Genomic DNA, 13,425 nt, shown 5'->3' with positions numbered 1-13,425 from the left:
CGCCCCGGGCGGGCCGAAGCCGCGCCGAACGCATGACGAGGGCGGTTCTTAAACAAAATTGATTTTCGGATCAATTTTCATCACATCGACATTGACAATATTGACCTCGGTGAGGACAATCCACTCATCCCGTGGCAAGATTTGTCGTCCGATGTCCTAGCTGTGATGGGGAGCTGCGCGCGACGCGGCTCGGCTGCCAGAGCTGCGGAACCAACCTGGATGGTCAGTTCGAGATCCCCGCGCTGCTCCAGCTGTCGCCGGACGATCTCGCCTTCGTGACCGCGTTCGTGCGCTCTTCAGGCAGCCTGAAGGCGATGGCTCAGGTCCTTCAGATCAGCTACCCGACGGTGCGAAATCGCCTCGACGAGATCATTGGCCGGCTCGACGCGCTGGAGCAGGGCGTCGCGCGGCGCCGGCACGAGATCCTGGATGCGCTCGAGAAGGGAAGGCTCTCCGCGAAGGAGGCCGAGGAGGCTCTGCGCAAGGTGGGATTATGATGATGACCACGCCCGACGAGAGAGTGCGCGCGCTCGTGCGCGACAACGTCATCAAGCCCGCGGAAGGCGAGCGGCTGCTCGCCACGATGTCGCCGCGGCCTCCCCTGCGCGGATGGCGGCTCGCGCTGAATCCATTCGAGCGCTTCGGCGGGGGGCTCGCCGCCGCGGCGGGGCTCGCCGTCGCCGCGCTGAGCGTCGCCGTCACGAGGCTCGGCGTTCGCTTCGACGGCTTCCTCGACCTGCACGCGGCGCCTGCCGTCATCCCGTACCGGACGGCGCTCCTCGAGCAGGTCGTCGCGTGGCCGTTGCCCGCCCTGCTCTTCTGGACGTATGCGCGGCTCCTGCGGCGCCGCGTGCGGCTCATCGACTTTCTCGGTGTGATCGGGCTGTCGCGCGCGCCGCTCGCGCTCGCCGCCGTCGCGCTCGGCCTGCTTGCCCCGCGGCTGCCGGCGGGCGCGCCCGCGTTCACCCCCGAGCTGGCCGTCATCGCCGTCCTCGGAACGGTGTGTCTCGTATGGTCCTTGACGCTCCTCGTTCGGGGCTTCAGGAACGCCTCTGGCCTGCGGGGCGCGCCGCTGATCGCGGGGCTCATCGGCCTCGTGCTCCTGTCGGAGATCCTCTCGAAGGTCGCGCTCGCGCACCTCGGCTGAGTCATCGATCTCCCCGGCGCGCCGCCCCGCTCGCGCGGCGCGCTCTGCGGTGCTCGCGCGACCGCGAGGGCGCACCGGTGCGCCCCGGGCGGCGCTGCACCTCTCTCTCATCCTCGGAGGGCTCGTCATGTCATTGCGATCGGTTCTCGTGGTCCCGGCGCGCCGCGCCGCGCTCGCCGTCTCGTGCGCCGCCGCGCTCGCCTCGTCGCCCCTCTGCGCGGGCTGCGGCGCCGGTGAGCGCGCGTCGTCCGCTGGCGGGAGCGGCGCGCTCCCTGACGACACGGACGTGCCTGACACGGAGACGCCGACAACGCCGGACGCGCCGGGGTGTCCGGCGGCGTCCAGCGCCAGGACCACGGTCGAGAACGCGCGAGGCACGCTGGTTGGCAGGCTCGTGGTGCCGGCCGGGTGCGGGCCGTTCCCTGCGGTCGTGATCATCCCCGGGTCGGGGCCGACCGACCGGGACGGCAATCACGTCGCCGCGGGCGTCGAGCCGGACACGTACAAGCTCCTCGCGGAAGGGCTCCGGGACAGGGGCATCGCGTCGATTCGCTACGACAAGGCCGGCATCGGCGCGAGCGTCTCCGCGGCCCCCCGGACGGAGCAGGAGATGCTCTTCGAGATGGGCGCCGACGACGCCGGCCTGTGGGTGAAGAAGCTCCGGGCGGACGGGCGCTTCGCGACGATCACGGTGGTGGGGCACAGCGAGGGCTCGCTGCTCGGTATGCTTGTCGCCCGGGAGACCGAGATCGACGGGTTCGTCTCGATCGCCGGCGCGGGCCGGCCCATCGGCGATGTCCTGCGCGATCAGCTCAAAGGCCTCCCGGACGAGGATCGCGAGAAGGCAAACGCGATCCTCGACCAGCTCGAGGCCGGGGAGCTCGTCACGGACATCCCGCAAAGTCAGGTGTTCATGAGCCTGTTTCGGCCGAGCGTGCAGCCGTTCGTCATCTCCTGGATGAAGCACGACCCCGCGGTGGAGCTCGCGGCCGTGACGGCGCCGATCCTCCTCCTGCAAGGGACGACCGATCTCCAGACCAAGGTCGAGGACGCGGAGCGGCTCGCCGGCGCGCGGCCGGACGCGACGCTCGTCATCGTCGAGGGAATGAGCCACACGCTGAAGGAGGCGACGCTGTCGAACGCGTCGCAGACCGACGCGTACACCGATCCGAGCCTGCCTGTCGTGCCGCGCGTCTTCGAGGCGATCGAGGCGCTGATTCGGGAGGAGTGACGCGGATCCGGAGGACGAAGGCGGCGTCGGGCGCGCCGACCAGCGTCACGACCTCAGGCAGCGTCCACGGCGCCCGTCGCGAGCGAGTACTCGGCGCCGATGACGACGGCGTCGCCGCGCACGACCATCTCGGCCAGCTGCCCGCTCTGGCTGAGCTCCCGAACCGAGGCGCGCACGTTGGCGCGCGTGGCCGCGGCGAGGATCGCCGCGCGGTCGAGGCCGGGCTGCCTTGCCTCCTCGACCGCCGGCCTGATCCGCGCGAGGATCTCGTGGACAGCCCCGGAGGGCGGGGCGCCGCGCTCCGTCATCCAGTCCAGCGTCGCGGCGAGCGCGCCGCAGTGCGTGTGCCCCATGACGACCACCAGCGCCGTGCCGAACGCGGCGACCGCATACTCGACGCTGCCGACCAGCGTCGGGGCGACGACGTTACCGGCAACGCGCACCACGAACAGGTCCCCGAGCCCCTGATCGAACACGAGCTCGGCCGGGACGCGCGCGTCCGAGCACGACAGGACGATCGCGATCGGCGCCTGGGCTGCGACCAGCGCATTGCGTGCGGCCTGGCTGAGCATTGTGTCGACGCTCCGCACGTTCTGGACGAAGCGGCGATTGCCGTCTCGCAGCCTGCGCAGTGCTTCGCCGGCCGGCATCGGCTCACCGCGTGAGAGACTCGACGGCACGCGCGGACGATCTGAGGGCGTCATGGGTACTGCCTCTAGTACAACAGCCGCACGTCGGTGAGCGCCAAACGAGCTGGGCTCCACCAGTGTGCGGACAAGCCAAGCGTCACGATCGCCCGCCCGCCCATCGAAATCCGCGGAGATTCCGCGACGTGCGGCTGTGGTACTAAGGGACCTGCGTCGCTGCGGCGATGATCGCCTTGACCTCTCGCAGCATCTCGGTCGTCTCGGCGCGCTGCGCCCCCTCGGCGAAATACGCCGAAAGCTTCTCCGAGCCCGCCCGGATCGCGTCGCTCTCCTCGCGCACCACGACGCGGAAGATCGGCCGCTCGGCGGTGCCCGCGAGGTCGACGCTGCCGTCGGCGGGCAGCGCGTCGCTCCGGTAGATCGCGAGCCGCTCGTCCCGGAACAGCTCTCGAAGAGCCGAGATCTGCTCGGCGCTGAGCTCTCCGCGGAGCGCCGTCGTCCCCTGGTGCCCCTCGAACCTGCCGCTCAGCTCGATCCAGACGACGGTCTCCTCGCCTGCGCCGCGGTTCACCTCGAGCTGCGCCCAGGGCGCCGGCGGGATGTCCGAGCCGGGGTGCCCGGCGCACCCTGCGAGGCACAGCGCGCCCCACAGGAAGCCGCCGAGCACCCCCCTCCTAGCAGGTAATGATCTTGCTACCATTGCTCGTGATGTTGAAGCAGGGATTGACGTCGAACATCGTGTTCAGGATCCGGTTCGCCTCGTCCCTCGCGAAGGCCTTCATCGTCGACGAGCTGTGCTGCGCGTCGGCCTCGAAAGCGTACCACCACAGCCACAGGACCTGATAGCCGTCCGCGCCCCGCCCGCTGGGCGACCCGATCCCGGAGCACCCATCCAGGTACTTCTCGTCGCACGACTCGCTCTTCGCAGGGCACTTGTTGCTGCCGTCGTTGCCGCTGTGGCCGCACCAGTCCGAGTGCCGCGACTCGTGGATCAACGTCCCGGCGCGCTCCACGACGTTCTCGTTGTAGAAGAACGGGATGTAGAGCTCCGTGTAGTCGTCGAACCCGCCCCAGGTCGTGTACGCCCGCTTCGACCCGTCCCCGCACCGCGCGTCGAGCTCGTCGAACTCACGAATCGTGTAGTTGCCGCCCCAGCGCAGGATGTTTCCGTTGAAGTCGTTCGTCTGGTGCGGCTCGTTCGGCGACGCGTAGTTGAGGAGCTGGATCGCCTGGAACGTGCGCGCCAGCGGCCGCCTCCGGTCGCACGCGGCCTCCCAGCCGAAGCCGTTGTCCCAGTCCCCCTTGTCGAAGTCGTACGCGTCCCAGAAGAAGTCGATCCACGGCTGCGTGCACCAGAAGCTCGTCATCACGCCGGGATCGGTCCCCCTCACGGTGTCGCAGGTGTCGGCGCGGGCCTCGGAGGCGACGCCGAGGAGCAAACAAGACGCAAGAATGGCGCTGATCGTGGTTTTCATGATCGATCCCTCAACGAGTGATGGCAGGCGTGTCGGTCCGAGGAGCCACCTTGAATACCCGCGATCCGGGCTTCTCCGGCTGCGCCGGCCGACCGTTGTTCGGGTTGTAGTCCTTGATGTCGGCGATATCGTCCGCGAGCGCTTTGGGCGCGTCGATCAGCTGGATCCCGCCGACGTCGATCCCGAGGGCGTAGAGGCTCGCCGCCGCCGGGTTGCGCAGGAGGTCGCCGGCGGAGTAGATGGCCTTCAGCTCCCCCGCGGCGCCGAGCGCCTCGAGCCCGGCGATCGCGCGCAGGCGAACGCGGTATTCATCCGCGAAGAGCTGCTCGTCGGCCTCGGGCTCGGGGAGCTTCGTCGTGGCGATCTCGTTCAGCGGCTTGATGCCGTCGCGCGCGCCGAGCAGGCCAAGGAGGTGAGCCGCCCGCCAGCGCATCTCGCCGGGCCTCGCCGATTCGGCCTTGTCCGGCGGGACCGACACCGACCACGCCTTGTAGACCTCGGCGACCACGGGGACGGCCGCCGGGCCGATGGCCACGAGCTCCCTGAGCGCCCGCGTGAACTCCTCCTCGTTCCCGAACTCGCCCATCAGCGAGAGCTGCCTGTTCACCATCGCCAGGATGCACTCCTTGCTGCACTCGACGGCCTGCGACTCGACCGCCGTTTCCTCCGGCGCGTCCTTCTCGGCGGGCACGGCGCAGCCCGCGGCCGCGCCGATGAGAATGAAGATCATCGCTTTTTTGATGGAGACCGACGACATGGTTCACCTCGGGTTCGGTTCGTGTTCGGGCGCTCTCGCCCCCTCGACGGCACGCGCGGCCGCAGCGCCTCCGCGCCGGCAGGCCTGCGCGCTGGTCTCACGCGAGCGCGACGATAGGGATGCCGGGCAGGCGCTCTTCCCGTCCCTCGACGTCATGGTGGGAATCGCCTGACCGACCGTGCGACCGACGGATGAACGTAATAGCAATCGTCAGGCCATGCGCTGAAGGCACGGCTGGGGGCCATGCGCGGCACCGCCGGAGGCCGCGCGCCGGGCGGCATATCCCCACGCTCGCAGCGCTTGGTCGTGGAGCGAGCGGCGGCTCCGCGTGATGCCCGGGTGCCTGTTGGAATGGTCCGGGCCCCGCTCGGAGGCCATGCCCTGGAGGCCGAGGCCTCCAGGTGTGGAGGCTGGCCCCTCCAGCGCGACGCGCCAGGGCGCATAAGGGCGCCGCCCTGGCGCGGCCCCGCCATTTCGGTCCTCCCGCCGCCGAGGCGTGCTAGAAGGCGACGATCATGAGCAGGCTCTCCGAACGCGCGTTTGCCGAGATGGTCGAGGCGGGGTGTCCCGCGTGCGGGGGACAGAAGCTCAACCTGCGCTCGTATGTCGACGGGCTCGTGCCGCTCATGGAGGGCGAGCCCGTCGGGCCGGTCAAGTGGGTCTACAAGGGCGAGATGTTCGTCGACGGGCTGTACGAGATCACGTGCGGCGCGTGCCAGCACCTCGTGTTCACGGACGACCGCTGCCCGAGGTGCCACGCCGAAGGCGGCCTCGCGCGCGGGCTCACGACGACCAACACGTACGCGGTGCCGGAGCGGTGCTCGCGGTGCGAGCACATCGAGGTGCGTTATATCGCGTTCGTGCCAATGCGCGTGAAATACGAGGGAAAGCGCGCGGACAGGGCACAGACGAGCGTCGAGCTGCACGACCCCGGCTTCCACGGCTATCGCGTCGACTGCAAGGACTGCGGCAAGATCGCCGAGCGCGCGGACGCGTGCCCGATCTGCGAGAGCCCTGCGCCGATCCGGGCGCGCTTCAGCTGATCGTCAGGCGTGGCTCGCGATGAAGCTGGCGGTCGCCTCGGGCGATGAGAGGATCGCCCACTGGCGGTCCGGGTACGAGAAGTTCGTGACGAACGCGTCGGCCACCGGCTGGCTGCGCGCGGCCGCGGCGAGGAGGGCCAGCGCGTGGTCCGGGGGCGGCAGGAGGAAGGCGTTCGTCCACTCCGTGGCCGCCCGGAGCCCGTTCCAGAGGCGATCCTCCAGGTCCGCGCAGAACGCCTCGTCGAACGCGGCGCCGGCGGCCGCCTGCCCGGCGATCTGCTCGGCGGCGAGCGACGCCGCGAGCGTGGCCATGTTCGCGCCCTGGCCCGTGATCGGATCGTGGGTGATGTGGAGATCGCCCAGCGCGAGCGCGAACCTCTCGCCGCCGAGGGGCGCGTACGCGCGGCGCACCACCGGAGTCACGGCGCCCGTCAGGTAGTCGCGCGGGCCGGCCACGCCGAAGCTCGCCCGATCGACGCGCTCGGCCGTGAGCGGCGCGTGCGCGAGCACCGCGTCGAGCAGCGCCGCGTCGAAGCGCGCCGGATCGTCCTCGTAGCGCATCCGCGTGATCGGCTCGAGCGCGCCGCCGGGGATCGCCTCGATGAGCAGCGAGGGAACGATCCCGCCGAGCGTGATGTACTGGTTCTCGAAGATCTCGCCGTGCCCCGGGGAGAGCTGGAACATGAACTCCATCGGCCCGGGCGGCATGCGGAGCCCGCGGACGATGCCCGCGAAGAGCCGCCGCATCGGCGCGGCGTGCGGGCTTCGCTCGGGGACCCTCGGGAAGAGGTCCGTGAGGCCCGCCCGCCCCGTGGCGACGACCACGAGGTCGTGCGCCGCGGCGAGGCCGCGGACGCCGGCCGCGTCGAGCGAGGCCCTCACCACGCGGCCGCCCCGCGCGACGAAGTCCTCGAGCAGCTGGGGCAGATAGACGCGCATGTCGATGAAGAGCGCTTGATCCGCGAGGCGACCGACGAAGTCGATCGGCGGCTCGGCCGCCACGCGGATCCGGATGGTCCTCGTGGCATGTTCGGGCCCCTCCCAGTGCGCGACGCCGAGCGCCCGCTGGCGCTCCCGGGTCAGCAGGGAGAGCCCGACGGTGCTCGGCAGTCGCCCCGTCCGGATCTCGTCCGGCGTGCGCTCCTCGTAGAGGCTCACGTCGAGGCCCTCCTTCTGGAGGTGCAGCGCGAGATGCAGGCCGGCCACGCCGGCGCCGACGATCGCAATGGTGGGCATCCTTGTCCTCATCTCCTCTCAGCTGTGCGTGCGAGCTTCACGGCATGTGAGGTCCGCCGGGCTCTCGGCGCCCCCGACCACGGCGACATCACGGGAGCGGATCGCGGCGGCGAAGGCCCCTCACGCGGCGGCTCCGTCCGGCGGATCCATTGTCGCTACCGTCACCCCTCCGTGGTTCTGACCAGCGTAGTGGAAGTACGAGGACGAGTCGCGGCTTCCGTAGCGGAGGTACGAGCACGAGTCGCGGCTTCCCTAGCGGAAGTACGGGGAAGTACGAGCACGAGTCGCGGCTTCGAGCGCAGCACCGTGACTGGCTTCAGCGCGCGTCGACAGGCTTCATCCCAGGTCCCCCGCCGCCGGCAGGTGCGCAGCGCCGAGCGTCACGCCCTGCGCCGCGCGGATGGCGCGCACCACGGCCAGCGTGCAGACCTCGGCCGCCATGACGCACAGAGTCATCATGCCGGGCGTCGCGCCGGACGCGCCCGTGCCCAGCGCGAAGAGGGCATCGCCGTCGGAGAGCGTGTGCAGCGGGTTGATCGCGCGCGCCAGGCCGTCGTGCCCCACGGTGGCGAGGCGGCAGGCCTGGCTCTTGGTGAGCACGGCGTCGGTGGCGATCACGCCGATGGTTGTGTTGCTGCCCGCGAGCATGGGCCTGGGCGTGTCGCCCCGCAGCAGCGCGCGCCGCGTGTCCAGCAGGTGCGTGCCGCGCTCCGTGCGCGCGCCGGCGAGCACCTGGCCCGTCTCCGGGTCGACGACGTCGCCCAGCGCGTTGCAGGCGACGATGGCGCCCACGGTCACGCCGCCGACGCAGACGGAGGCGCCGCCGATGCCGCCCTTCATCGCGCGGTGGAAGCCGAAGATCTTGCCGACCACGGCGCCGGCCCCGGCCCCCACGTTGCCTTCGGCGGGCGGCGTGTTCGACGCGGCCTCGCAGGCGGCGTAGCCAGCGGCGGCGTCGGGACGGATACGCTGGTCGCCCAGCGCCAGGTCGAACAGCACGGCGCCGGGCACGATGGGCACCCGGGCGGGGCCGACGGTCATGCCCACGCCGCGCTCGTCCAGCCAGCGCATCACGCCGCAGGCCGCGTCCAGGCCCCAGGCGCTGCCGCCGGCCAGCAGGACGCCGTGGACGCGCTCGACCACGTTGGACGGCGAGAGCACGTCGGTCTCGCGCGTGCCCGGCGCGGCGCCGCGCACGTCCGCGCCGGCGACGGCGCCCTCGCGCGCCAGCACCACGGTGCAGCCCGTGGGGCGGCGGCTGTCGGTGAAATGGCCGACCTGGATGCCGGCGACGTCGGTGATCGCGCCGGGGCGCGGGGAGGCGGACGCGGGAGCGCCGGGAGGCATGCGCTGATTGTCCATGGCCCCGGGCAGCCGCGCCATGCGGCCGCGGCCGTCGCGGGGCACACGGCCGCGCAGCGCCGGCGGGCCTCGGCGCCTGCACGTGACGGATCGGATGGATCGAGGCGCGGCGTCGTCCTCAGCAGCTGGACGGATCCGCGAGCATCGAGGCGGCCTCGGCGGAGAGCTCCACGCCGTCGAGGCCCCCGACGAACTCGCTCCACGCCGCGGCGTCGCCCTGGGTCAGCTCGTGGGCGACGCACACCACCAGACCGTCGAGGGGCGTCGTCGACGCCGCGCGCAGCTGCTGGCGCAGCGCGGCCAGGGCCTCCGCGTTCTCCGTCGCGGTGGGCGCCTTCGTGCGACTCAGCCCGTCGAGCGCCTGGTAGAGGAGGTCGAACACCTCCGTGGACGGGACGATCTCGGCGAAGAAGGCGCGGAGGGCGGGGACGTGCTCCGGCCGAGCGCGATCGATGTCGAGGCGGATCCTTGTCATGGCGAGCGAGCGCGCGCGCAGCGAGCTGGACTGCCTGGCGACGTTCGCCCACGCCGATACCACCGTCTCGAGCGGCAGCTCGAAGTTGTACAGGAACAGCAGGTGCGCGTCGGAGAGGTCACCGGCCGGAGGCCCCGCCGCGAGCGCCGACCACTCGTCCGCGTAGAGCGCCAGCGCGTCGACGACCTCGCCGCACGCCCCGTACTCCAGCCACGGCGTGAACTCGGTCCAGCGCGCGAAGGGCGGCCCCGCGAGCAGCGGCGCGAGCGCGCTCGACCACGCCGCGCGCAGCGCTGGATCCAGCGCCGGATCCGCGGCCCTGACGCACGCCGCCGCGACCGCCATGCCCTTGGCGTCCTCGGCGTCGAGACCGTCGAGGAAGGCCGCGAACGCGCCCGGGGCCAGGGTCTCCGGCAAGCCGACATGGAGGGCGGCCGTCTGGTGGACGCCGCCGGCCTCGAGGAGGTTCGCGACCTGCGAGGGGCTCGTGGGAAGGCGAAACGAGGAGAAGCGCGCCGCGTGGCCCTGCGGATCCAGGCTGGAGTCGTCGACCAGGTAGAACCAGGGGATGTGGCGGTCGAGCGGATCGAAGATCAGCAGCTCGCCCTCCTGCTGCGGGGCGACGTCCGCGCCCTGATCGAGCTCGAGCACCTGCGAGCGCGTCGTTCCGTCGTCCGCGATCCAGAGGAGCTCGAGCGGCGCGACGAGCGCGCCGTCCGGATCGCGCAGCGTCACGAGCACGCCGCCGGAGGGCGACCGCCCGAGATCGAGGTGCGGGAGCGCGCTGGCCCGGAGCGCCCGCCGCGCGCGGGCGGTCGCGTCGGGGCCGAGGTGCCGCGCGAAGGCGCCGAGGAACTCGTCCGTACCGATGGCGCCGAAGCGGTGGTCGTTGAGGACGTCGCGCAGCGTGCCCCAGAAAGACTCCTCCCCGATGAGGCTCCGGATCTGGGTGAGCAGCCACGCGGCGCGGTCGTAAGGTCCGCTCGTGTACTTGTCGTCGGGATCGCGGTCCGGATCCACGATGAGGGAGTCCACGACGGCCGCGAAGGAGTCGCCGTTCAGCGTCCCCTCGCCGCTCTCATCCAGGTAGAGGCGCGCGCCCTCCTCTGCGAGCAACGTCGCCATGCCCTCCTTGATCCACAGATCGTCCCAGGTCTTGACGGTCACGAGGTCTCCAAACCACTGGTGGCCGAGCTCGTGGATCGTGAGCCTCAGGTCGCCAGAGCTGGTCGGAGCGGTGCTCCGGGACTCCCCCTGGAAGGTGATGCCGAGGTTCTCGAGGCCGCCGCCGTACTCCGGTACGAGCACCAGCGCGTACTTCTCGAAGGGATACGGCACGAGCAGCTCCTCGAAGAGGCCGATCGAGCGGACCACCTCGTCGAGCAGACGGTCGTAATCGCCCGGGACGCCGCGCCGGTGCCAGACAGAGACGGGGAGGCTCCCCTTCATCGTGCCCTCGACCTCGAAGTCGCCGATCGCGAAGGCCATGAGGTAGATGGGCACCGTGTAGTCCGTCGCGTACTTCATGCGGCGGCCGGACGCGCCCTGCTCGTCGGAGACGAGGTTGCCGTTCGCGATCATCATCTCCTGCGCGCCCATCCCGAGGTCGATGGAGAAGACGGCGCGGTCCTCGGGCGTGTTGTGGCACGGCATCCAGAGCGCGGCGTTGAGCGGCTCCGAGAGCGTGTAGACAGCGCGCGACGCGGCGGGGTCCCCCCGGCGGGCGGGGATCGCGTGGAGGGCGTCGCTCTCGGCGGCCTCGTAGTCGATCTCCAGCGTGATCGCCTGGTCCGCCGCGATGTCAGGCACGCGCGAGACGTCGATGAGGAGCGCCCGGAGCTCGGCGTCGACCGTATAAGGCAGATCCGTGCCCCCGGCCAGCCGGACCGCCTTGACCTCGGCGACCGCGCTGTCGAGGCGCAGCGAGCGCAGGCCGTCGTCGCCTGGCAGGAACGTCACCGCGACCGTCGCGACCAGCCGCCCCCGGCTCCAGTCGAACTCTCCCGTCACCTCGTAGCGCTGGACGTCGATCGGCGCGCCTGGCGGCGGCTCGGGCTCGGTCGGAGGCTCTGGCTGCAGCTCCGTGTCGTCGGGCGGCGATTGCCCTGGAGCGGTGGGATCGGCGCCCGAGCACGCGGCCACGGACGACGCCAGGAAGACGGCAACGAGCCACGTTCCCGGGCGGACAAGAGATCTGGCAAGGTCCATTCGAACTCCTCGATGGACGAAGGGACGCCCTGGACCTCCGTTGATTGGCTCCTCTTCCCGCCGGTTTTGTGCTCCTGGCACGGAGGGACCTGATCGAGGACACGGCGCGCCTCGCGCTGTCGGGGCCTGAGCACGGCCGCGAGGCGAGCCGCTCGTCAGTCGTCGTTCGTGGGCGAGAAAGGCATGACGGGCGCGGATTCCTCGATCTCTCGCCTGGGCGGGTTCTTGACGGAGAGCTGGCTGTCGATGAGGACGGCTCGACGCGGGCGCGGCGCGCTGACCTGCGCTTTGCAAAGCTCCTCGACGACGCGGCCGCGCAGCGCATCGTTCACTTCCTTGTTCTTGCCGGGCGGCACGCGCGCGCTGATACGCAGGACGATCGAACCCTCGTTGAGCTCCTCCACGCCGACGTCCACCTGCCCCGGAGCGCCCGTCTGCAGCTCGACCTCTTTTTCGGCGACCCTCGCGAGGAGCTCACGCACCCGCTGCACGTCCTCCTCGTAAGGCACGTGCACGTCGACCACCGCGTTCACGTAGGATCGCGAATGGTTCGCGACCTTGCGCACCTCGCCATTCGGGATCGAATGGAGCACGCCGATCTCGTCGCGGATCTTCGTGATACGAACGCCGATCTCCTCCACGCGCCCCTGGATGCCGCCGATCTCCACGAGATCCCCGACGAGGAGCAGGTTCTCGAAGAGGATGAAGAAGCCGGCCACGATGTCCCCCACGAACGTCTGCGCGCCGAAGCCGATGGCCACGCCGATGACGCCGGCGCCGGCGAGCAGCGGCGTGGGATCGATGGAAGCCTCGCGCAGGCCCATCACGAGAGCCGAGAAGTAGATCGCGTACCGCACGAAGCCCATGGCCACGGGGACCAGGGTCTTTCGTTGCTGGAGCGTCTGGGGGTTCTCCTCCGCCACCTTCCCGAGGAAGAGGTCGTTGATGAGGAGCACGCAGATCTCGACGAGGACCCGGCTCGCATAGACGATCGCGATGATCCGGAGCCCGACCCGCCCCGCCTGCGAGAGCCACGTGTCGGGCGTGAGCGCGTCGGCGACCCACGTCGCCGCCGTGATGTACACGCAATAATCGACGACGCGCTTCGTGATCCCGAGCAGGTGCGACAGGTTCCCGAGGTACCTGAGAGGGCTCTCGAGACGGGCGAGCCTCGTGGAGTTGTCGAAGAGGACGTCGAGGAGGAGGTATCCGATCCCCGTCGCGAGGCGGCTCACGTAAAACGCGCCCAGCGTGTAGCTGGCGAGCAATACGGCGCGCTGGGTCCCCGGCGCGAGCGCGAGCTTCTCGGTGAGGAGGACCGCGGCGGCGCCGAGGACGACCACGCGGAGCGCCTTGCGCAGGCGTATCGTGACCTCTGCGACCGGCTCGCGCCGCTTCTCCAGCCAGTCCGAGCGCGCGACCGCCTTTCCCAGCGCGTCGGCGAGCCCCCGGGCGAGGGCGTCGACGAAGAGCGCGCCGACGGCGATCCCGAGCGCGCTCAGCAACCGCATCCTGGCGAGCGCGGGATCGTCTCCCGCGAGCCCGACGAGCGCGCTCTTCACCACGTCGAGGGCGCGAATTCCGCGAACCACGGCGAACGCCGCGCCGCCCATGAGCACGGCGCCGACGAGCGCGACCCACACGAGCACGCGGCGACGGACGCGACGCCGGAACGACTTGCGCTCGTCGGCCGTGACGTGCTCCAGCGCCGGCGAGCGCAAGGCGAAGGCGTAGCCCCGATGGATGAGCCTGACCACGAGCTCCGAGAGGAGGAGGAGCGCCACGATCGCGATGCACAGCGCGACGAGGTTGTGGAGGAGCAGGTCGAGATGCAGAGTCATCGG

Annotated in this window: 12 protein-coding genes; 4 read left to right on the top strand and 8 right to left on the bottom strand. The window is 70.9% G+C overall.

All coding sequences use genetic code 11. The features are described from left to right. Window positions 1-131 precede the first annotated feature (131 nt). From WMF39_RS07890 to WMF39_RS07880, 3 genes are all read left to right on the top strand, one after another. Complete coding sequence (locus WMF39_RS07890; protein WP_272101125.1) at window positions 132-497, top strand: DUF2089 domain-containing protein; 366 nt, start codon at window positions 132-134, stop codon at window positions 495-497. Between the two features lie 2 nt (window positions 498-499). Next, entirely contained in the window at window positions 500-1,147 is a 648-nt protein-coding gene (locus WMF39_RS07885; RefSeq protein WP_437744936.1) for a YIP1 family protein, read from the top strand. Window positions 1,148-1,274: 127 nt separating this feature from the next. Then, window positions 1,275-2,378: an alpha/beta hydrolase gene (locus WMF39_RS07880; protein ID WP_437744935.1), complete on the top strand. Its 1,104-nt coding sequence runs from the start codon at window positions 1,275-1,277 to the stop codon at window positions 2,376-2,378. Window positions 2,379-2,431: 53 nt separating this feature from the next. Here WMF39_RS07880 and WMF39_RS07875 read toward each other — a convergent pair whose 3' ends face one another. The 4 genes from WMF39_RS07875 to WMF39_RS07860 all read right to left on the bottom strand — a co-directional run bounded on the left by WMF39_RS07875 (window position 2,432) and on the right by WMF39_RS07860 (window position 5,257). After that, a complete protein-coding gene (locus WMF39_RS07875; RefSeq protein WP_437744934.1) occupies window positions 2,432-3,028 on the bottom strand; it encodes a carbonic anhydrase in 597 nt (198 codons plus the stop codon). A gap of 196 nt (window positions 3,029-3,224) precedes the next feature. After that, window positions 3,225-3,692: a hypothetical protein gene (locus WMF39_RS07870; protein WP_437744933.1), complete on the bottom strand. Its 468-nt coding sequence runs from the start codon at window positions 3,690-3,692 to the stop codon at window positions 3,225-3,227. Between the two features lie 7 nt (window positions 3,693-3,699). Further along, entirely contained in the window at window positions 3,700-4,500 is an 801-nt protein-coding gene (locus WMF39_RS07865) for a hypothetical protein (RefSeq protein WP_437744932.1), read from the bottom strand. A 10-nt stretch (window positions 4,501-4,510) separates the two neighbouring features. Then, window positions 4,511-5,257: a hypothetical protein gene (locus WMF39_RS07860; protein ID WP_437744931.1), complete on the bottom strand. Its 747-nt coding sequence runs from the start codon at window positions 5,255-5,257 to the stop codon at window positions 4,511-4,513. Window positions 5,258-5,772: 515 nt separating this feature from the next. Here WMF39_RS07860 and WMF39_RS07855 point away from each other — a divergent pair. Continuing rightward, window positions 5,773-6,300, top strand: coding sequence for a hypothetical protein (locus WMF39_RS07855; protein WP_437744930.1), 528 nt, complete (start codon window positions 5,773-5,775; stop codon window positions 6,298-6,300). 3 nt (window positions 6,301-6,303) lie between these two features. On the opposite strand, the gene WMF39_RS07850 is transcribed toward WMF39_RS07855, so the two are convergent. The 4 genes from WMF39_RS07850 to WMF39_RS07835 form a co-directional block, all read right to left on the bottom strand. Further along, on the bottom strand, window positions 6,304-7,536 hold the full coding sequence (locus WMF39_RS07850; RefSeq protein ID WP_437744929.1) for a styrene monooxygenase/indole monooxygenase family protein: 1,233 nt from the start codon (window positions 7,534-7,536) through the stop codon (window positions 6,304-6,306). A 336-nt stretch (window positions 7,537-7,872) separates the two neighbouring features. Beyond that, the gene (locus tag WMF39_RS07845; RefSeq protein ID WP_437744928.1) at window positions 7,873-8,883 is read right to left on the bottom strand and encodes a P1 family peptidase; all 1,011 of its coding nucleotides are present in this window, start codon (window positions 8,881-8,883) and stop codon (window positions 7,873-7,875) included. Between the two features lie 133 nt (window positions 8,884-9,016). Beyond that, window positions 9,017-11,581, bottom strand: a complete 2,565-nt coding sequence (locus tag WMF39_RS07840; RefSeq protein WP_437744927.1) for a M1 family aminopeptidase — start codon at window positions 11,579-11,581, stop codon at window positions 9,017-9,019. 155 nt (window positions 11,582-11,736) lie between these two features. Continuing rightward, entirely contained in the window at window positions 11,737-13,422 is a 1,686-nt protein-coding gene (locus WMF39_RS07835; RefSeq protein WP_437744926.1) for a mechanosensitive ion channel family protein, read from the bottom strand. Between the last annotated feature and the right edge of the window lie 3 nt (window positions 13,423-13,425).

This window comes from Sorangium sp. So ce1504, from assembly GCF_051521635.1.
GTDB lineage: Bacteria > Myxococcota_A > Polyangia > Polyangiales > Polyangiaceae > Sorangium > Sorangium cellulosum_B.
Note: the sequence above shows the minus strand (reverse complement) of the source record. Positions and strands in the feature narration are given on the sequence as shown.